Genomic DNA, 19,298 nt, shown 5'->3' on the forward strand with positions numbered 1-19,298 from the left:
CGGCGCTTCTGGCGCCGCTGCTGCTGCTGCTGGGCTTTGCCTTCTTCCTGCCGGTCGGCAACACGCTGCTGACCGCGGTGACGGATCGCGAACTGTCGGAGACCCTGCCCCGCACGCGGGCCGCGCTTGCTGCCTGGGACGGGCAGGGCCTTCCGCCTGAAACAGCCTTTGCGGCCCTGGCGCAGGAGGCAGCGTCCGCGCTGGAGGAACGGCGCATCGGCGCGCTTGCGCAGCGCCTGAACTTCGAACGCAGCGGTCTCCGCGCCCTGCTGCTGCGAACCGCCCGCGCCCATGACCGCCTGACTGCCCCATACTCCGAGAGCCTGCCGGCACTCGATGCACGCTGGTCGGACCCGGAGATCTGGCGGCTGCTGCAGCGTGCCGCCGGCCCCACGACCTCGCTCTACCTGCTGCGCGCGCTCGACCTCACCCGCACGGCCGAAGGGGAGTTCCGGCGCGTCGATCCTGAACAGGCCGTCTTCGTCACGCTGTTCCTGCGGACGCTGTGGGTCAGCGTGGTGGTCACCGGGGCCTGCCTGCTGCTCGGCTGGCCGGTGGCGGCCTGCATCGCCGCGTTACGCCCGCCTTGGTCATCGGTGGCGCTGCTGCTGGTGCTGATGCCATTCTGGTCGTCGGTCCTGGTCCGCAGCACCGCATGGTTCGCGCTGCTGCAGCGGGAAGGGCCGGTCAACGACCTGCTCATCCTGCTCGGCATCGTCGATGCCCCGCTGCAACTGGTCGGCACGCGGGTCGCGGTGCTGCTCTCCACCATCCACATCCTGCTGCCCGTCGCCATCTTGCCGATGGTCGGCGTCATGACGCGCCTGGACCGGCGGCATCTGCTGGCCGCGGCTTCGCTCGGAGCCGGCCCGTGGCTGCGCTTCCGTCGCGTCTGGCTGCCGCTGTCTTTGCCTGGAATCCTGGCCGGCGGGGCGATGACCTTTCTGCTCGCAGTCGGCTTCTACATCACGCCGGCCCTGCTGGGTGGGGAGAAGGACCAGCTCGTCGCCTGGTTCATCGCGCAATTCCTGAACCGGGACGTGAACTGGGGCATGGCGGCGGCGCTGTCCGCCTATCTGCTGGCGATGGCGGGCGCAGTGGTGGCGCTGCTGCGCGTTCTCACCGGCGGGACCCCGACCGGGGCGCGGATATGATGTCCCCATCCCGGCTGCTGCTCGGTGTCTCGGCGGGCGTCCTGCTGTTCCTTTCGCTGCCCATGATCGCGGTGATCTGGCTTTCCTTCTCGCCGACCGAACTGCTCAGCTTCCCGCCGAGCGGACTGTCGCTGCGATGGTATGCGGATTTCTTCGTCAGCGACCGCTGGGTCATGGCGACGCGCAACAGCCTGCTGGTGGGGGGCGCCACCATGGCCGTCGCCACGCTTCTCGGCACCGCGGCGGCGCTCGGGCTTCATCTTGGCCAGTTCCGCGGCCGCGCCTTGCTGCTCGCGCTGCTGACGCTGCCCATGGTGACGCCGTTCATCGTCACCGCGGCGTCGATGTTCTTCGCCTTCTCACTGGTTGGCCTCGCCGGCACGCTGCCGGGGCTCGTGCTTGGCCACACGGTCGTCGCCGTGCCCTTCGTTCTGGTCTCCGTCCTAGCCAGCTTGGCGACCTTCGACGCGACGCTGCTCCGGGCCGCTTCTTCGCTCGGCGCCACGCCATGGATGGCGTTCCGTCGCGTGCTGCTGCCGCGCATCTGGCCGGGTGTGGCGGCAGGTGCGGTCTTCGCCTTCGCGACCTCGCTCGACGAATTCGTCATCACGCTGTTCCTGGCCGGGCCAGGTCAGTTCACGCTGCCGCGCCAGATGTACGCAAATGTGCGCGAATACATGACGCCGACGATCCTGGCGGCGGCCAGCCTGCTCTTCGCCGTCTCCGTGCTGCTGCTGCTACTGACCGAGGCGTTGCGCCGGCGGTGAGGCCGGCGCGCGGGGTTCAGCGGATCAGCACTACCGCCTCGATCTCGACGGCGATGCCGCGCGGCAGGCTGCCCATGCCGACGGCCGAGCGAGCAGGGCGCCCCGCATCGCCGAACACCTCAACGAACAGGTCGGTGCAGCCATTGATCACCTCCGGCTGTTCGCCGAATTCCGGCGTTCCGCGCACCATCCCCAGCACCTTCAGTATGGTGTCCACGCGGTCCAGGGAGCCGAGCGCGGCGCGCATGTTCGCGAGAAGGTTCAGGCCGCAGAGTCGCGCGCCCTCGTACCCCGCCTTCACGTCAAGGTCGGCGCCGAGGACGCCGATGATGTTGCTGCCATCCGCCCGTCGCGGTCCGACGCCGGAGAGGAACAGCAGCCCGCCGCCGATGCGCCAGGGCACGTAGTTGGCAAGCGGCGCCGGTGCGCTTGGTAGCGAGATCCCAAGCTCGGCAAGGCGCTTCTCGGCGGACATGGCGGGGCTCCCTTCCTGCGGAGCACCGAGTGTGCCGGGACAGGCGCCGCGCGTCAGCCCTCCACGCGCAGGATGCCGCTGCCCTCCAGCACAAAGCGCCCCGCGCCCGGCCGTGCGGCGAAGACTTCGATGGGGTGGAACAGATAGAGCCAAGGCGGGTTCGCGTGCAGCCGGCGCAGCACGGCGCCATAGGCTGCCTCACGCGCATCGTCCTCGACCGCATGGTTCGCGGCGGCGATCAGGCGCTGTACCTCGTCGTCGTGATAGCCCTGCCACCACACGGCGCGGTTCGCGGAGGAGATCTTGTCGTCCAGGACGCGGAAGGTGGAATGCGGCGAGCTGTCGAAGATCGCCACGTCGCCGATCCGCTTGCGCCCCACCTCGCGCGCATATTCCGGCCGGTCGGGCTGCTCCTCGATGCGCGTGGGGAGGCCGACGCGGCCGAGCGCGTCGGCGACGGCCTGTGTGATCTCGCGTGCCTTCTCCGGCATCTCGAGCGGCGTGCGCAGATGGATCGGCTCGCTCGTGCCGGCTTCCTCGAACAGCCGCTTCGCGCGGTCCGGGTTGTAGGGGATGGGTGTGAGCGCCGCCGCCTTCGCGCCGAGATGGAGCGGGCTGACCACGGTCGCGGAGAGGGCGCCGAGGCCGTGGAACAGCCCGTCCAGGATGGACTGTCGATCCACCGCGTGGTTGATCGCGCGCCGCGCCGCCGGATGCGCGAAGGCGCCCTCGGCGCAGTTGAGGTAGTGCATGACCGAGAGCGTGTTCAGCGCGCGCCCCCACTCCAGGCCGGCCTCGAAGCGCGGCCCATCTGCCAGTCTCTCCAGTTGCATCGCCGCGTCGGCCACGCCCGCCTGCAGCGCGGCGAGTCGCGCCGCGGGATCCGGCATCGCGTGGAAGGTGATGCGCTCGGGACCCGCGCTGCCGGCCACGCGCTCCAGGATGGCCGAGGCGTCCTGCTCGAAGTCGGCCACGCGATAGGGCCCGGTGCCGAGCACCGGCGCACCCCGCGCATCCTCGCGGCAGACGAAGAACTCGGAGAAGATGTCGAGGATGTCCGCGAAGGGGTCGGGGTTCTCCACCAGCAGCGTGGTCCGTGTCGGGGCGGATAGCGTGGCGCGCGACAGGTAGCGGCTGTAGCTCCACTTCATCCCGAACATGTCCACCGAGCCCAGGATGCCCTGGATCATGGCGAGGATGTCCTCGGCTTCGCAGGCCTTGCCGTCGTGGAAGCGCGCGCCCTCGCGGATATGGAACAGCCAGCGTCGCCCGCCTTCCGCCACCTCCCAACGTGCGAGCAGGGCAGGGGCCACGCGCCCCCCTTCGCACCACCTCACCAGGGGTTCGAACACCAGCGTCTTCAGGGTGAGGACGCTGGTGTCGTCAGTCACGCGCGTCGCGGGCAGGAAGCGGCACTTCTCCGCCGCGATGGTCAGGTGGCGCACGGCGTCAGGCAGGTTCGAAGCGGCTCAGGATCGGCGCCCACTTCCTTTCTTCCGCCTGCATGAAGGCGAGGTGCTGCGCCGGGCTGGAAGGGATCGTGTCCACGCTGAACTTCTGCTCGAACTCTGCGCGGTTGGTCGGGTTGGCGAAGACCTTGTCGAAGCCCTCGCGGATCTTCGCCACCGCCTCTGCCGGGATGCCCTTTGGCGCGAAGAGGCCCATCCAGGAGATCACGCTGAAGCCCGGCACGCCGGCCTCGGCCACGGTGGGCAGCTCCGGCAGCGAGCTCGAGCGCTGATCGCCCGTCACAGCCAGGCCGCGCCACTGGCCGGCGCGGATCGGCTGCACGGATGTGACCAGGGTGTTGAACATCACCTGCACGTTCCCGTTGGTGAGGTCCGTCCGTGCCAGTGCGTCGCCGCGGTAGGGCACGTGGGTCATCTGCGTACCTGTCATGCTCATGAACAGCTCGCCCGAGAGATGGATCGAGCCGCCGGCACCAGCCGAGGCGAAGTTCAGCTTTCCCGGGTTGGCCTTCAGATGCGCGATGAATTCCGGCACGGTGCTTGCCGGGACCGAGGGATGCACGACCAATACGTTGGGCGAGGCGAACATCAGCCCCAGCGTGTCGAAGTCGCGTTCCCAGCGGAACGGCGTGTCCTTGATCAGGTAGCGCGTGTTGATGATGTTCGGGCCGGTGGCGAGCAGCGTGTAGCCATCCGCCGGACTGCGCGCCGCGGCTTCCACGCCGATGTTGCCGCCGGCGCCCGCGCGGTTGTCCACGATGACGCGCTGCGGCATCTCGCGCGCAAGCGCGTCGGCGAAGGCGCGCGCCTGGTTGTCCGTGCCGCCGCCCGGGGGGAAGGGCACGATGATGCGGATCGGCTTGTCCGGGAAGCTGCCCTGCGCCAGCGCGGGCAGGGCGAGCAGCGAGGCGGTGCCGGCCAGCAGGCCGCGGCGGGTGGTGGACGGTGCCATTCGGATCTCTCCCAGCTTGCGCGCGCCAGTGTTCCGCAGGGCGAGGCCGGGTGCAACCGAAGCGTTCGCTCAGCCCGACGCGACGCGGTCCGCCATCTCCGCGCCGCGGGCTCCAAGCGGACGCGGAGGCCCGGTCGTCGTATCGCGGGCCGTCTGGTGCTCCATCTCGGCGTTCAGCTCGCCGCCGAACAACACCACCATCGCGGAGATCCAGATCCAGGTCATGAAGCCGATGACCGCGCCGAGCGATCCGTATGTCTCGTTGTAGCTGCCGAAATTGGCCACGTACCAGGAGAAGGCGATGGAAACGAGCAGCCACAGAACGGCGGCCACGCCGCTGCCCCAGCTCACCCACTGCCAGCGCGGCGTCTCGCGACTGGGCCCGAACCGGTAGAGGATGGCGAGCAGCAGCGCCACCGCCACCGCAAGGAGCGGCCAGCGTCCGATGCGCAGGATCCATTCCGCCGTGCCACCGAGGCCGACGAAGGTCAGGACAGCGGGCAGCACCAGCACCGCAGCCATCGCCAGGATCGCGAAGAGCAAGGCGCCGAGTGTCAGGGCGAGGGTGACGGCTGTGCGCGTCAAGAAGCCACGCTTCTCCTCCTCCTCGTAGACGACGTTCAGCGAGTCGACGACCGCCTTCGTCGCCGCGTTCGCGCTCCACAGCGAGATCAGCAGGCCGGCGGCGACACCGAAGCCGAGGGTGCCCTGCGGCTGGCTCGTCACGCGGTTCACCTGCTCCTGGATGATCTGCATGCCGCCACCCGGTACGACGCCCGCCAAGGCGTCGATGTGCTGCGCGACCGTCTCGGGGTCCGCGACGAGGCCGTAGAGAGAGACGAGGGCGGCGATGGCGGGGAACAGGGCCAGCAGCGTGTAGAAGGTGATGCCCGCGGCTTCCGTCATAAGCCGGTCATTGCCGGCCTCCCTGACGGTGCGCTTGAGGATCGCCCACCACCCGCGGCTCGGAATATCCTGTGGTGCCGCGGCATCGCGACCCGACCCGGCATCCCCGCCGGCGCGCTGCATGCGTCGGTTGCGCCGGTTCGCGACAGCCGGCACCCCCGCCGCAGCCGGCTGACGCTCGCCTCCGGCGACCAGCCAACCGACGAAGGCGCCGGCAAGGATCGCCCAGGGTGTGGAAGGGCGTGGAGTGCGAGGCATGCTGGATCTCCCGCGCTGCGTGCTTCGCCGGGCGCAACGCGGCGGAAGGGGAATGGTGCCGTGCGATGCAGCCCCCGGGGCTCGCGGGCGTTGCAGGGGCATGGACCTCGACGCCCTGGTGATCGGCGGTGGCCCCGCGGGCATGACCGCGGCGCTCTACCTGGCGCGCTTCCGCCGGCGTGTCGCGCTGGCCGATGGCGGAGCGGCGCGTGCCGGCTCGATACCGGCCAGCCATAACATCCCCTTCTTTGCCGAGGGAATCGGCGGGGCGGCGATCCTTGCGCTGCAGCGCGCCCATCTGGACCGCTACGCCGTGCCGTGGCTTGCCTCGCGCATCGACCATCTTGAGCGTCGCGACGGTGGTTTCGTCGCCGAACGCCGGGGGGCAGATCCGATCCATGCGCGGCATGTGCTGCTGGCGACGGGGGCCGAGGATATCGAGCCCGCACTGCCCGGGCTGCCCGACGCCGTGCGTGGCGGCCTGGTGCGCTACTGCCCGATCTGCGACGGCTTCGAAAGTCGCGACCGCCGCATCGCGGTGATCGGCGCGCGCGGCGCCGATGAGGCAATCTTCATCGCCCGCAGCTACTCCGCCGATGTCACGCTGCTGACCCTCGGCGAAGGCGGGATGATGGACCCGCATACCCTGGAACGCCTTGGCAGCCACGGCGTGCGCATCGAGGAGCAGCCTGTCGCGGGCCTCGACATCGCCGATGGTCGGATCCGAGCCCTGCGTTTCGGCGCGCAGGAACTGCGCTTCGACGTCCTCTACTCAGCGCTCGGCCTGAACTACCGCACGGAGTTGGCGCTTGCACTGGGCGCAGAAACCGATGCGAAGGGCGCGCTGGTGGTGGACGACGGAATGATGACCTCCGTGCCCGGCCTCTACGCTGCCGGCGATGTGGTGTCCGGCCTCGATCAGATCGTCGTCGGCATGGGCCATGCCGCCATCGCGGCGACGCGCATCCACAACGCCTGTTGATCGCGAAGAGGCGGCAAGCGCTGCGCGGGGGCTCAGCTTGTGGGCGGACCGCAACGCCTCCAGGTTCTTTCGATGGAGCCGGCCGAGGCTTCGGCCAGCATCAGGTTGTCGCCGCGCAGCTGCAGCCGGACCTCACCGCCCCCGCCGGGCTCGCCGGCCGGAGCGGCATAGCTGAAGCCGTGCCGCGTGTAGTCGCCGTTCACCTGCGCCCCACCCGGCGAAACCAGGCTCGGCCCCCGGATCGTCATGCGCAGGCCGCTCTCCGTACACCAGTCACCGTCGATCGCATCAGCGCTGGCATGGCCTGCGGCGACCAGCAGCGCGCCCCCGCACAGAAGGGCGGAAAGGCTGCGGGCGATGTGCATGGACGGGGCTCCGGTCTCACAGAGGCAGGCTAGGTCACGGGGCGGTGCCGCGCATCGGAACTTTCGTTCATGCGCCAGCCATCATCACGCGGCCGGACCTGTGCCCGAGGGCGACCTGCAGGGAGGCGAGGCGGCTGCTCAGCCGCGGATCACCGTGCGGATGGCGAAGCTGGACTGGATGCGCGCCACGCCGGGCATGCGCGACAGGGCCTCCTTGTGAAGCCGCTCGTAGTCGGCGGCGTCGCGCACCTCCACCCGCAGCAGGTAGTCGGACATGCCCGTCATCAGGTGGCAGGCCCGCACCTCGGGGCATTTGCGGACGGCGTCCTCGAACCGGCGCAGGTGGTCGTCCGTCTGCCGTTCCAGCGTGATCTGGACGATGACGGTCACGGCATCGCGGGTGGGAGGCTCTTCGACCAGGACGGTGTAGCCGCGGATCGTGCCGTTGCGCTCCAGCAGCCGCAGGCGACGCAGACAGGCGGATGGGGACAGCCCGACGGCTGACGCCAGCGCCGCATTGGGCATTCTCCCGTCGCGCCGCAACTCGCGAATGATAGCCCGGTCGATGTCGTCCATGCGGTGGATCCTGCGAAATGGTAAAACTTTATGCTGTATTGCGCCCCATGGCACCATTCCGTGCGTCGGATATGCCGGAAATTCGCCGATCTTCCTACTATTCTCCGAGCATTCCTTGCTTGGGAGACTTGCGATGCGGGTGCTGGTGCTCGGTTCCGGCGTGGTCGGCGTGGCAAGCGCTTGGTATCTCGCGCGCGCCGGCCACGAGGTAACCGTCCTCGACCGCCAGCCGGCGCCGGGGATGGAGACCAGCTTCGCCAACGCCGGCCAGGTCTCTCCCGGCTACTCCGCGCCCTGGGCCGGCCCCGGCATCCCGGTGAAGGCCCTGAAGTGGCTGATGATGCGCCACCGGCCGCTCGTGCTGTGGCCGCGCCTGGATGGCGGGCTTTATCGCTGGCTCGGCCAGATGCTGGCGAACTGCACCGAGGCCGCCTACGGCGTGAACAAGTCCCGCATGGTGCGGCTGGCCGAGTATTCGCGGGACTGCCTGAAGGAACTGCGTGCCGAAACAGGCATCGCCTATGACCAGCGCACCAAGGGCACGCTGCAGCTGTTCCGCACCCAGAAGCAGCTCGATTCGGTCGGTGCCGACATGCAGGTGCTGAAGGCCTTTGGCGTGCGTCACGCGCTGCTCGATCCGGCGGGCTGTGTCGCCGCCGAGCCGGCGCTCGCCCAGGTCGGGGGCAAGTTCGTGGGCGGGTTGCAACTGCCGGGCGACGAGACCGGGGACGCCTTCCTCTTCACTCAGCGCCTCGCCGCCCTCGCCGAGGCTGCCGGCGTCCGGTTCCGTCACGGCGTCACCGTCAGGGGGCTGTCGAGCGATGCGGGCGCGATCGTGGCGGTGGAGACCGACCAGGGCCGCTTCACCGCGGACAGCTACGTCGTTGCGATGGGCAGCTACACGCCGGCGCTGCTGCGGCCGCTCAACGTCCATGTCCCGGTCTACCCGGTGAAGGGCTACTCGCTGACGCTGCCGGTGACCGAGGAAGCCTCGGCGCCGGTCTCCACGGTGATGGACGAGACCTACAAGGTCGCGATCACGCGGCTCGGCGACCGCATCCGCGTCGGCGGCACGGCGGAGCTTGCGGGCTTCTCGCTGCGCCTCCGGCGGCCGCGGCGCGAGACGCTCGAGCATTCCGTCGCGGATCTCTTTCCGCGGGGCGGCGACCTCGGGCGCGCGAGCTTCTGGACCGGGCTGCGGCCGATGACGCCGGACGGCACGCCGGTGATCGGGGCGACGCGTTACACCAATCTCTTCCTCAACACCGGCCATGGCACGCTGGGTTGGACCATGGCCTGCGGGTCCGGCCGCCTGCTCGCTGACCTCGTCACCGGGCGCAAGCCGGACATCGCCCATGATGATCTCGGCCTGGCACGCTACGCACCGGTCTAGGAAGACGGGGGTCGCGCCTGGCCTTGGCATTTTTCCGGAAAGATTCCGGTTGAAACGCCCTGTGTGCGCAATACCTAAGGTTCTGCACGCAGGGAGCCGAGCATGCCTGGACATGAAACCCCGCTGATCGCCACCATCGCCGCGGGATTCATGCTGGCCTTCCTGCTGGGCATGGTGGCGCATCGGCTGCGCCTGTCCCCGCTGGTCGGCTACCTCGCGGCCGGCATCGCCGTCGGGCCCTTCACGCCGGGCTTCGTCGCGGATGCGCAGCTTGCGCAGGAACTCGCCGAGATGGGGGTGATTCTCCTGATGTTCGGCGTGGGCCTGCATTTCTCGCCGCAGGAACTGATGGCCGTGCGCCGCATCGCCGTGCCCGGTGCCGTTGCGCAGATCGCCGTCGCGACGTTGCTGGGCATGGCGCTCGCCTGGGGCCTGGGGTGGGGGATCGGGGCCGGTCTCGTCTTCGGCCTGGCGCTGTCCGTCGCCTCGACCGTCGTGCTGGTCCGCGCGCTGCAGGAAAGGAAGATCCTGGATTCGGAGCGCGGCCGGATCGCCGTCGGCTGGCTGATCGTGGAGGACCTGGTGATGGTCCTCGCGCTCGTGCTCCTGCCGGCGCTGGCGCCGGCACTCGCCGCCGACACGCTGCTGCCCGCCGGCGAAATCGCCATGACAGTCGGGATCACGCTGCTGAAGGTCGCCGCCTTCGTCGCGGTGATGCTGATCGCCGGGCGGCGGATCATCCCCTGGATCATGCACCACGCCGCGCATACCGGCTCGCGCGAGCTGTTCCGGCTGGCGGTCTATGCGGTCGCGCTCGGGGTCGCCTTCGGTGCGGCAAAGATGTTCGAGGTGAGCTTTGCCCTCGGCGCCTTCTTCGCCGGCATGATGATGGGCGAAAGCCGCCTCAGCCAGCGCGCGGCGGACGAGGCGCTGCCGTTGCGCGACGCCTTCGCCGTGCTGTTCTTCGTCTCGGTGGGGATGCTGTTCAACCCGGCAGTGCTGGTCGAGGATCCGCTGGCCGTGCTGGCCACCGTGGCGATCATCGTCCTCGGCAAGTCGATCGCCGCCTTCCTCATCGTGCGCGCCTTCGGGCATCCGACGACCACCGCGCTGACCGTCTCCGCGGCGCTGGCGCAGATCGGCGAGTTCTCCTTCATCCTGGTCGGCCTCGGCCTCGCCTTGAATCTGCTGCCGGCGGAGGGAAGGGATCTGGTGCTGGCCGGCGCCATCCTCTCCATCATGCTGAACCCCTTCCTGTTCGTGGCCGTCGAGCGCGGACGGACGAAACTGCTGACGCGCATCCGTTTCACGACCGACGCAGCGCCTGTCGCGCCGGCGCCCGCGCCGCAGCCGGAGCCGGCCCTTGCTCCGCCCGCGCCCGCGCCAGAGCCCGAGCCGGAGCCCCCGGCGGTGACCACGCTCACAGACCACGACGTGGTCGTCGGCTATGGTCGCGTCGGTTCGATCATCGGTCCCGCGCTGGTGCAGGCCGGCCGGCCGGTGCTCGTCATCACGGATGACGAGGCGTCGGCGGAAGCGGCCCGGATCGCCGGGGCGGAGGTGCTGGTGGGCAACGCCGCCGATCCCGAGGTGATCGCCGCAGCGAATCTCGCGGCCGCGCACCGCCTCTTCTGCACTGTTCCCGAGGCCTTCGAGGCGGGCCAGGTGGTTCACCAGGCGCGCGCGCTGAATCCGCGGCTGTTCATCCTGGCGCGGGCGCATTCCGATGCAGCGGTCGCGCACCTTGCTGGATTGGGGGCGGACACGACCGTGCTCGGCGAGCGCGAGATCGCCCTGCGCATGCTGGACAGTGCGCCGGTCCACCCGGCCGCGCCGTAGGGTGCGGGGCGCCCTGGTCGGACTTGGCCGCCCGCGACAGGGCGCTCACCGATGCTTGCCGACAGTCCACCCCTCCCGGACGAGATGCTTCTCGCCGGCGGCGATGCCGATGGGCTCCAGTGCGGTCCCCATCGAATCGTTCCAGCGATTCAGGAAGCCGAACAGCGCAACGACGCCCAGGATCTCGACGATCTCGTCCTCGCTCCAGTGGCTGCGCAGCGCCGCCCCGATGTCCGGCGTCACGGCGTTCGGCACGGAAGCGGCGGCGATCGCGAAGTCGAAGGCGGCGCGCTCGGCCTCGGTGAAGTGGGGGCTCGTGCGATAGGACCAGATGTCGGCCAGCCGCTCCGGCGTGGCGCCGAAGCGCTCGGCTGCAAGGATCGTGTGCGCCTCGCAATAGTGGCAGCCGGCCGTGTGCGAGGCGAGGTAACCGATCAGGCGCTTCTGTTCGGCTGTCACCCCCGCGTGGTTCGCCATCACGGCCTTGTTGAGTTCGGTGAAGGCCCGCGCGATCGCGGGACGGCGCTGCATGGTCAGCACCGAGTTTGGCACCGTGCCGAGGGGGCCTCGGAAGAATTGGATCAGGTCCACGAGGTCCGGGTTGTGGTCCTCCGGCAGCGGGTCCACGAGCGGCATGCTTCCTCCTTGCGTGTTGAGGCGTGCCGGGCAGACCTCCCGGGCTGACAGCCTCCGGTCATCGGGCTCCGCGCTGCCGCGAGTGTCCCGGCTCCGTCAGCGTCGGGCAAGCGGAGCCTTCATTCCGCGTCGGGCTGGGCCTCCGGCGCCGCGGCCATGAAGGCCGGCAGCGCGCGGCAGGCTGCCTCGACGGCGAGGATCCTCGGATAGGGTGACAGGTCGCATCCGAAGCGCCGCGCATTGCCGAGTTGCGGCACCAGGCAGAGATCCGCCATGCCCGGCACGTCGCCATGGCAGAAGCGCCCGGCGGCAGGCTCCGCGAGACGCGCCTCGAAGGCGGCGAGGCCGGTCGCGATCCAGTGCCTCGCCCAGGCATCGATCGCCGGCTGCTCCTGCCCCATCTCTCGCTTCAGATACTGCAGGACGCGCAGGTTCTGGATCGGGTGGATGTCGCAGGCGATGATCTGGGCCAGTGCGCGCACCCGCGCCCGGCCCCAGGCATCCGCGGGCAGCAGCCTCGGGCCGGGCTGCGTCTCGTCCAGCCACTCGAGGACCGCGAGCGACTGCGTCAGGGCGCCCTGGCCAGCTACCTCCAGCGTCGGAACCAGCCCCTGCGGATTCAGCGCCAGATGATCGGGGGCCGCCTGCTCTCCCTTGCGCAGATGGCGGGAGACCTGTCGGGCGGTCAGGCCCTTCAGCCCCAGCGCGATCCGCACCCGCCAGGCCGCCGAGGACCGGAAATAGCCGTGCAGGATCATCTCGGTCATGCGTCGGGCCCTCCCGCCGCCATCACGGGATTGCCCGATCCGCCTGTCAACATGGGCAGGGCGCTGATATCGTCGGCCATCGCCCAGAGGATCACCGGCATGGCCAAGATGCGGATCGAGGGTTCCTTCGTTGCCCTCATCACCCCGTTCAACGCCGATGGAAGCGTGGATTTCGGCGGCTTCCGCACGCTGCTCGACTGGCACGCGGCCAACGGCACATCGGCGGTGCTCATCATGGGCTCGACCGGCGAGGTCTCGATGCTGGCCCCGGAAGAGCGCCGCGAGATCGTGGAGCGTACGGCCGCCATGAAGGCCAGTGGGGCGGCAAATCGCATGAAGTTCTTCTATGGCTGCACCGGGCCGAGCACGGCGGCCACCATCAAGTATCTCCAGCACGCGAAGGCGGCCGGCGCCGACGGCGCCATCCTGGCCGCTCCCGCCTATATCTGCGCGCCCGAGGACGACATCGAGGCCTATTTCGCCGAATGCGCCGATGCGGTGGACCTGCCCATCGGCATCTACAACAACCCGCCGCGCGTGAAGTCCGACCTCCACTGGGATCATCTGCTGCGTCTGATGAAGCACCCGAACATCGTGGTGCTGAAGGAGAGCACCACGCGCGTCGGCCAGGTCGCGCAGGTCTGCGCCGCGCAGCCGGATGCGACCATCATGTGCTGCGACAGCCCCAATCTCGGGCTGGTGGTGCCGACCATGTCGCTCGGCGGGCATGGGACCGCGAACATGACGGGCAACCTCGACCCGGCCGGCATGGCAGCCTTGTCGACACCCTGGCGCAGGCCGGAGCAGTCCGTGGTGTTCCGCGAAACCTACCTGCGCCTGCTGCCGCTGCTGCACTTCACCTACAGCGCGATCAACCCGGTGGCCGTGAAGTCGCTGATGAAGGCCGTCGGCTTGCCGGCCGGCGACCTGCGGCGGCCGTTGTCGGGCCTGAAGCCCGATCATCTCGCAAAAGGCGTCGAAATCGTGCGCCGGCTTGGTCTCGATGCGCGCTATGGCTGGCGCCTGCCCGGCGCGCTGCCTCTCGCGGCGGAATAGCCGGCGCTAGCGCGGCAGCCCGGGCGTGCCCTGAGCCGGCACGCCAGTGCTGCGCTGCGTCTGTCCCTCGATGAGCGGGCTGCCCTGCGGCGCGACCAGCAGGTCGTGTGGAGCGGTGCGCATGACGGGTGGCGCGGGCGCGCCGGGCGGGCCTTCCAGGATGACGCCCCCGCCCCGATGCGCCGCGTTCGCGTCGGGCGTCCTCGGGCCTAAGTCGATAGGCGGTCCCGGCGAACGGGAGGGGGCAGGTGTGGTCTGGGCGAATACGGGTGCGGCGAGCGACATCAGTGTCGCTGCGAGGATGGCCGGACGCATCGGGCTGGGTCCCTCCGGTTGCGTGCGGCCAACGCGCGGCACGACGGGACGTTCAACGCGCCCTGGGACGCCGTCATCATTCGGATTGGACGGTCGCGATGCGCCCGATATGGTCGTGCCCGTTCGGTGAGGGAGGGGTCCCGGAATGCGTCTCCTGCGGTTCGAAGATGGCGGTCGCGCCACTCTCGGGGTTCGCCTGGGCAGCGAGGTGGTGCCGGTTTCCTCCCTCGCCGGCTTCCCGAGCGATCCGGTCGCCATTCTCACCGGGGGGCCTGCGATGCGCTCGAAGCTCGTCGCCGCGGCGGACGCCTGTCCTGTCCGGCGTCCGCTCGACGGGCTCAAGCTGCTCATGCCCATCGGGAATCCCGGGAAGGTAATCTGCATCGGGCTGAACTACGCGCTTCACGCGAAGGAGGGGAACAATCCCATCCCGGATTACCCGGCCGTCTTCCTGCGCGTGCAGACCTCGCTGATCGGTCCGGACGCCCCCATGCTGCGCCCGGGCTGTTCGACGAAGCTGGATTACGAAGCGGAACTCGCGGTCGTCATCGGCGCGCGGGCGCGTTGCCTGAAGGAAGCCGACGCGCTTGCCCATGTCGGCGCCTACAGCCTGTTCAACGACGGCTCCGTGCGCGACTACCAGCGGAAGTCCACGCAATGGACCATGGGCAAGAACTTCGATGCGACAGGCGCCTTCGGCCCGGAACTGGTCACGCCGGACGAGTTGCCGCCCGGCGCCGCGCCGCTGCGCATCACCGCCCGCGTTGACGGCCGCACGGTGCAGGACAGCACGACCGGCGACATGATCTTTCCGGTGGCGCGCTGCATCGCGATCCTCTCGGAAGTGATGACGCTGGAGCCGGGCGACGTCATCGCCACCGGCACGCCGTCGGGCGTCGGCTATGCGCGCAAGCCCGATCCGCTGTTCCTCGCACCGGGGATGACGGTGGAGGTGGAGGTCGAGGGCATTGGCGTGCTGCGCAACGGCGTCGCTGACGATCCCGCCTTCGCGACGTGACCTGAAGCAGAACGCGGGGAGGAAACGACAATGAACATCGCCACCACACGGCGTGCTGCGCTGCTTGGCGCCGGCGCATTTCTCGCGGCGCCGCGCCTCGCGCATGCGCAGGCCTGGCCGGACAAGCCGGTGCGCATCGTTGTCGCCTTCCCGCCTGGTTCCTCGACGGATGTGCTGGCGCGCGCGCTCGGCAACGCGCTGCAGCCGGTGCTCGGGCAGCCTGTGGTGGTGGAGAACCGGCCGGGTGCCGGCGGCAACATCGCGACGGTCGCGGTCAAGCGCGGCCCGGCCGATGGCAGCGTCTTCCTCGCCCACTCGGTGGCCTTCTCCGTCAACCCGAGCCTGTTCGGCAATGCCGGCTACGAGGCGACCGAGTTCGAGCCGGTCGCCATGCTGGCCAGCACGCCGAACATCATCACGGTGAACCCGGAGAAGCTTCAGGTCGGCAACCTACAGGACCTGATTGCGGCCGCGAAGTCACGCCCGCTGGACTATGGCTCCTCCGGCATCGGGACCACGACGCATCTCGGGATGGAGCTGCTTTTCCGCCGCCTCGCAGGCGTCGAAATCCAGCACGTGCCCTTTGGCCCCGCGCAGGCCGTCACGGCCGTGGTCGGCGGCCAGGTGCCGGTGGGCAGCACGAGCCTGCCGCCCGCGCTGCCGATGGTGCGCGACGGCAGGCTGCGCGGCATCGCGGTGACCAGCCTGCGACGCGACCCATCGCTGCCCGAGGTGCCGACCGTGGCCGAGCAGGGCTTCACCGGCTTCGAGGCGCTGACTTGGTTCGGCATGTTCGCCCCGCCCGGCACCCCGGCCGCCATCTGCGACCGGATGAATGCCGAGGTGAACCGCGCCCTCAACTCCGCCGAGCTGGCGCAGCGCCTGAACGCCGCCGGCTTCGCCCCCGACCCCCGCCCGCGCGACGACTTCGCGGCCTATCTACGCGACGAGGTGACCAAATGGGCCGATGTCGTGCGCGCCTCCGGCGCCACGGCGAACTAGGACCGGCCGGATGCGCGACGCCTGGTGGCCGGCGCATCTGCACGCGATCTCGGAGGCCGCTGCTCAGCGGCCGCTCGTGACCGAACTCTTCCTGGAAGACGATCCCTATCTGGACCGCGATGCGGTGTTCGGTGTCAGTGGTCCTGAACCCGGAATCTGGTCCATCGGGAGGGCAACTTTTTCGGGCACTCTGATCCCTGGAGGAGGGTGCCATGAAGCGGAAGCGTTACGCGGATGAGCAGATCGCCTTTGCGCTGAGGCAGGCGGAGAGCGGCACGTCGGTGGAGGAGATCTGCCGCAAGCTGGGCGTCTCCGAGCCGACGTTCTACCGGTGGAAGAAGCAGTTCGCTGGGATGGGCGTGGCGGAAATCCGGCGGCTGAAGCAGCTTGAGGAGGAGAACGCGAAGCTCAAGCGGCTTGTCGCCGACCTGACGCTCGACAAGACGATGTTGCAGGACGTCCTGCGCCGAAAGTGGTGAAGCCCACCGTTCGCCGTGAGGTGGTGCGCCATCTGCAGGGCGCCTACGGCGTGGGCGAGCGGCGGGCATGCTCGGCGACAGGCTTCCGTCGATCGTCGCAACGGTATCGGCCACGGCGTGATCCGCAGGTCGAACTGCGGATGCGGCTGCGTGATCTGGCCGCGAGCCGTGTCCGATATGGCTACCGGCGGCTGCATGTTCTGCTCAGGCGAGAGGGTTGGCCCGTGAACGCGAAACGCGTCTACCGCCTCTATGCTGAGGAAGGGCTCACGATCCGCAGCAAGGTGCCGCGGCGCAAGCGGGCCTGGCGCTACCGGGTCGGCCGGCCGAGGGCGGTCGCACCGAACGAGGTCTGGAGCATGGACTTCGTCTCGGATGCGCTGTTCGACGGCCGGCCGATCCGAATTCTCGCGGTGATCGACGCCCATACGCGAGAGGCGCTCTCGATAGCACCGAGAGCCAATTTCCGGGCGTTTGACGTGGTCGCCGAGCTCGACGGGCTGGCGCGGCGGCGGGGGCGGCCGAAGGCGCTGAAGGTAGACAACGGCCCGGAGTTCGCGGGCCGGATGCTGGACCAGTGGGCGCACCTGAACGGGGTGGAGATCGACTTCTCCCGCCCGGGAAAGCCCACCGACAACGCCCACATCGAGGCGTTCAACAGCCGGCTGCGGGCGGAGTGCCTCAACGCGTCCTGGTTCCTGTCGCTGGCCGATGCGAGGGACCGGCTCGAGGCGTGGAGGACGGAGTACAACGAGGAACGGCCGCACGGGTCATTGGGAAACTTGACCCCGCGGGCGTTCGCCGAGCAGGCTCAACAAGCCCGACGAGTTGCCTAGCCGCCGGACCAGCGTTGGGGTCAGGACCATCAGGCCGGACCTTGTCGTGCCGCTCGGCACCATGCGACGGGAGCAGACGCCGGCGCATCTGGTCGCGCGCGACAGGCTGCCGGAGACCGTTCTGCAAGCATCGCTGCTGATCCGCATCGCACGCGCCTGATCATATGAACTGCCCGCGCAGGAAGCCCAGGGCGGGCAGCGGGCTCCACTTCTTCGGCAGATCGGCCCGACGGATCGGCGCAACGCTGTAGTGTGGCACCGGCTGGCGCGATCGGCGTAGCCAGTCCTCATAGGCGCTGACCTGTTGGGCACGCCAGGCACTGTCCTGGAGCGCATCGGCGCGTGAGCGGTAGACATTCGCCACCCTGCTCTTCCGGCCGGCAGTCGCGATGACGGCCCAGAGCGTATCGTCTTCGCCACGCAGGCTGACGAGGCTTGTCACCCCCAATGGATCGCAAACCCGGCCGGGGCCGGTCAAGCTTGGCGTCGCTGTCGAGCCATGGGATCAACCCGCCCTGGCCTGGAACGGAACATACCGGAATGATCGAGCTCTACGCCTGGAACACGCCGAACGGCCGCAAGATCAGCGTCGCGCTGGAGGAGATGGGCCTCGCCTACCGGGTCATCCCGGTGGACATTTCGAAGGGACAGCAATTCGAGCCGGCCTTCCTGAAGATCTCGCCGAACAACCGCATCCCGGCGATCCTGGATCCAGAGGGCCCCGACGGACAGCCGATCAGCGTCTTCGAATCCGGCGCGATCCTGCTCTATCTGGCCGAGAAGACCGGCCGCTTCCTGCCCGCGGCGCCTCGGGCGCGGGTTGAGGTCTGGGAGTGGCTGATGTGGCAGATGGGCGGCTTTGGCCCGATGCCCGGCCAAGTCCACCATTTTCTGATGCAGCCCGAGGGGCCGGCCCGCGACTACGGATTCAACCGCTATCATTCGGAGACCAAGCGCCTCTACGGCGTGCTCGACCGGCGGTTGGCCGGGCGCGACTTCGTCGCCACCGAGGGCGAGCCGAGCATCGCCGACTTCGCCATTCTGGGCTGGGCCTGGCGGCATGAGCGCCACCAGGTCTCCTTCGAGGAGTTCCCCGCGGCCGGCGCGTGGTATGCCCGCATGATGGCTCGCCCGGCTGTCCAGCGCGGCTTCGAGGTTGCGCTCTCCTGACACGGGTTGCCGGGGTGGGTCGGTCCGGCTAGAAGCGGCCGGGCATACGTCGTGCAACTTTGGCATGCGTGACGCTGACCCGTGCGGAGGGGTGGCCGAGCGGCTGAAGGCGACGGTTTGCTAAACCGTTATAGGGGCTTAAACCTCTATCGTGGGTTCGAATCCCATCCCCTCCGCCACCTCTCCCCCGATCCCCCCGACCTCGTCATGATATCCCCGATTTCGGGGGACCCATGAGCAGCACGATCCTGGGGCCGGATGGCAGGGCACGATGCCATTGGTGCGGCGCGACGCCTGACTACCTAGCCTATCACGACACGGAATGGGGCTTCCCGGTCGGCGAGGATCGCCGCCTCTTCGAGAAGCTGTGCCTGGAAGGCTTCCAGTCTGGGCTGAGTTGGCGGACCATCCTGGCGAAGCGCGAGAATTTCCGCGCCGCCTTCCACAACTTCGAGATCGACCGCGTCGCCCGGTTCACCGAGCGCGACGTCGCGCGGCTGCTGGGCGATGCCGGCATCGTCCGCCACCGCGGCAAGATCGAGGCCGCCATCAACAACGCGAAGCGCGCGCAGGAGCTGGTCCGGCAGGAAGGCTCGCTGGCCGCCTATGTCTGGCGCTTCGAGGACGCGGCCGATGAGCCGCCAAGCCTTCGCGCCACCTCGCCGGCCTCGGTCGCGATGTCGAAGGACCTGAAGAAACGCGGCTGGGCCTTTGTCGGCCCGACGACCGTCTATGCCTTCATGCAGGCCATGGGCCTGGTGAACGACCACGCGCCGGATTGCGCCATCCGCGCCGAGGCGGCCCGCGCCCGCGCGGCCTTTCGTCGCCCCGGCGCCCCTGGTGCATGAGGCGCCGCCCTGGCCTAGAAATTCTCCTCAAGCCC

The 19,298-nt window shown here is 69.3% G+C and carries 21 protein-coding genes and 1 tRNA gene; 13 read left to right on the forward strand and 9 right to left on the reverse strand.

Features of this window, described 5'->3' with window-relative positions; translation table 11 throughout:
• The first annotated feature begins 77 nt into the window (after positions 1-77).
• On the forward strand, positions 78-1,154 hold the full coding sequence (locus DFH01_RS24235; RefSeq protein WP_109873092.1) for an ABC transporter permease: 1,077 nt from the start codon (positions 78-80) through the stop codon (positions 1,152-1,154).
• A complete protein-coding gene (locus DFH01_RS24240) occupies positions 1,154-1,921 on the forward strand; it encodes an ABC transporter permease (RefSeq protein ID WP_233256262.1) in 768 nt (255 codons plus the stop codon). The genes DFH01_RS24235 and DFH01_RS24240 overlap by 1 nt, the downstream gene beginning before the upstream one ends.
• 16 nt (positions 1,922-1,937) lie before the next feature.
• Here DFH01_RS24240 and DFH01_RS24245 read toward each other — a convergent pair whose 3' ends face one another.
• The 4 genes from DFH01_RS24245 to DFH01_RS24260 all read right to left on the reverse strand — a co-directional run bounded on the left by DFH01_RS24245 (position 1,938) and on the right by DFH01_RS24260 (position 6,125).
• Positions 1,938-2,396, reverse strand: a complete 459-nt coding sequence (locus DFH01_RS24245) for a RidA family protein (protein WP_109873094.1) — start codon at positions 2,394-2,396, stop codon at positions 1,938-1,940.
• Positions 2,397-2,449: 53 nt separating this feature from the next.
• Entirely contained in the window at positions 2,450-3,841 is a 1,392-nt protein-coding gene (locus tag DFH01_RS24250; protein ID WP_158287891.1) for an ABC transporter substrate-binding protein, read from the reverse strand.
• A gap of 4 nt (positions 3,842-3,845) precedes the next feature.
• Positions 3,846-4,817 (reverse strand): Bug family tripartite tricarboxylate transporter substrate binding protein, encoded by a 972-nt coding sequence (locus DFH01_RS24255; RefSeq protein WP_109873096.1) that lies wholly within the window; start codon positions 4,815-4,817, stop codon positions 3,846-3,848.
• 69 nt (positions 4,818-4,886) lie between these two features.
• Positions 4,887-6,125, reverse strand: a complete 1,239-nt coding sequence (locus tag DFH01_RS24260) for a YihY/virulence factor BrkB family protein (protein ID WP_442899728.1) — start codon at positions 6,123-6,125, stop codon at positions 4,887-4,889.
• On the opposite strand from DFH01_RS24260, the gene DFH01_RS24265 reads away from it, so the two are divergent.
• Positions 6,082-6,963: an NAD(P)/FAD-dependent oxidoreductase gene (locus tag DFH01_RS24265; RefSeq protein WP_109873098.1), complete on the forward strand. Its 882-nt coding sequence runs from the start codon at positions 6,082-6,084 to the stop codon at positions 6,961-6,963. The genes DFH01_RS24260 and DFH01_RS24265 overlap by 44 nt on opposite strands.
• A gap of 32 nt (positions 6,964-6,995) precedes the next feature.
• Here DFH01_RS24265 and DFH01_RS24270 read toward each other — a convergent pair whose 3' ends face one another.
• Positions 6,996-7,328 carry a hypothetical protein gene (locus tag DFH01_RS24270; protein WP_109873099.1) on the reverse strand — a complete coding sequence of 111 codons (333 nt, stop codon included), beginning with the start codon at positions 7,326-7,328 and terminating at the stop codon, positions 6,996-6,998.
• Positions 7,329-7,466: 138 nt separating this feature from the next.
• Complete coding sequence (locus DFH01_RS24275) at positions 7,467-7,904, reverse strand: Lrp/AsnC family transcriptional regulator (protein WP_109873100.1); 438 nt, start codon at positions 7,902-7,904, stop codon at positions 7,467-7,469.
• A gap of 133 nt (positions 7,905-8,037) precedes the next feature.
• Here DFH01_RS24275 and DFH01_RS24280 point away from each other — a divergent pair, with 133 nt between their 5' ends.
• Entirely contained in the window at positions 8,038-9,297 is a 1,260-nt protein-coding gene (locus DFH01_RS24280) for a D-amino acid dehydrogenase (RefSeq protein ID WP_109873101.1), read from the forward strand.
• A 102-nt stretch (positions 9,298-9,399) separates the two neighbouring features.
• A complete protein-coding gene (locus DFH01_RS24285) occupies positions 9,400-11,136 on the forward strand; it encodes a cation:proton antiporter domain-containing protein (RefSeq protein ID WP_109873102.1) in 1,737 nt (578 codons plus the stop codon).
• Between the two features lie 45 nt (positions 11,137-11,181).
• On the opposite strand, the gene DFH01_RS24290 is transcribed toward DFH01_RS24285, so the two are convergent.
• Both DFH01_RS24290 and maiA read right to left on the reverse strand, forming a co-directional pair.
• On the reverse strand, positions 11,182-11,772 hold the full coding sequence (locus DFH01_RS24290; protein ID WP_109873103.1) for a carboxymuconolactone decarboxylase family protein: 591 nt from the start codon (positions 11,770-11,772) through the stop codon (positions 11,182-11,184).
• A 119-nt stretch (positions 11,773-11,891) separates the two neighbouring features.
• Positions 11,892-12,539: a maleylacetoacetate isomerase gene (gene maiA, locus DFH01_RS24295; protein ID WP_332903297.1), complete on the reverse strand. Its 648-nt coding sequence runs from the start codon at positions 12,537-12,539 to the stop codon at positions 11,892-11,894.
• A 99-nt stretch (positions 12,540-12,638) separates the two neighbouring features.
• Here maiA and DFH01_RS24300 point away from each other — a divergent pair, with 99 nt between their 5' ends.
• The 5 genes from DFH01_RS24300 (at position 12,639) to DFH01_RS24320 (ending at position 17,245) form a co-directional block, all read left to right on the forward strand.
• On the forward strand, positions 12,639-13,595 hold the full coding sequence (locus DFH01_RS24300; protein WP_109873104.1) for a dihydrodipicolinate synthase family protein: 957 nt from the start codon (positions 12,639-12,641) through the stop codon (positions 13,593-13,595).
• Positions 13,596-14,055: 460 nt separating this feature from the next.
• Positions 14,056-14,928, forward strand: coding sequence for a fumarylacetoacetate hydrolase family protein (locus DFH01_RS24305; protein ID WP_109873105.1), 873 nt, complete (start codon positions 14,056-14,058; stop codon positions 14,926-14,928).
• A gap of 30 nt (positions 14,929-14,958) precedes the next feature.
• A complete protein-coding gene (locus DFH01_RS24310; protein WP_109873106.1) occupies positions 14,959-15,930 on the forward strand; it encodes a Bug family tripartite tricarboxylate transporter substrate binding protein in 972 nt (323 codons plus the stop codon).
• Positions 15,931-15,940: 10 nt separating this feature from the next.
• On the forward strand, positions 15,941-16,168 hold the full coding sequence (locus DFH01_RS24315; protein WP_199231385.1) for a hypothetical protein: 228 nt from the start codon (positions 15,941-15,943) through the stop codon (positions 16,166-16,168).
• A protein-coding gene (locus tag DFH01_RS24320) for an IS3 family transposase (protein ID WP_109873108.1) occupies positions 16,143-17,245 on the forward strand; the annotation gives its coding sequence in 2 pieces (ribosomal slippage) (positions 16,143-16,404 and positions 16,404-17,245; 1,104 coding nt in all). The genes DFH01_RS24315 and DFH01_RS24320 overlap by 26 nt, the downstream gene beginning before the upstream one ends.
• A 160-nt stretch (positions 17,246-17,405) precedes the next feature.
• Here DFH01_RS24320 and DFH01_RS24325 read toward each other — a convergent pair.
• On the reverse strand, positions 17,406-17,687 hold the full coding sequence (locus DFH01_RS24325) for a hypothetical protein (RefSeq protein ID WP_109873109.1): 282 nt from the start codon (positions 17,685-17,687) through the stop codon (positions 17,406-17,408).
• 98 nt (positions 17,688-17,785) lie between these two features.
• Between DFH01_RS24325 and DFH01_RS24330 the strand changes: the two genes are divergently transcribed.
• The 3 genes from DFH01_RS24330 (at position 17,786) to DFH01_RS24340 (ending at position 19,263) form a co-directional block, all read left to right on the forward strand.
• Positions 17,786-18,415, forward strand: a complete 630-nt coding sequence (locus tag DFH01_RS24330) for a glutathione S-transferase family protein (RefSeq protein WP_109873110.1) — start codon at positions 17,786-17,788, stop codon at positions 18,413-18,415.
• Positions 18,416-18,500: 85 nt separating this feature from the next.
• Positions 18,501-18,594, forward strand: a tRNA-Ser gene (locus tag DFH01_RS24335).
• Positions 18,595-18,648: 54 nt separating this feature from the next.
• The gene (locus tag DFH01_RS24340) at positions 18,649-19,263 is read left to right on the forward strand and encodes a DNA-3-methyladenine glycosylase I (protein ID WP_109873111.1); all 615 of its coding nucleotides are present in this window, start codon (positions 18,649-18,651) and stop codon (positions 19,261-19,263) included.
• Positions 19,264-19,298 lie beyond the last annotated feature (35 nt).

It is taken from the genome of Falsiroseomonas bella, assembly GCF_003173615.1.
In the GTDB taxonomy this organism is placed as follows: domain Bacteria; phylum Pseudomonadota; class Alphaproteobacteria; order Acetobacterales; family Acetobacteraceae; genus Falsiroseomonas; species Falsiroseomonas bella.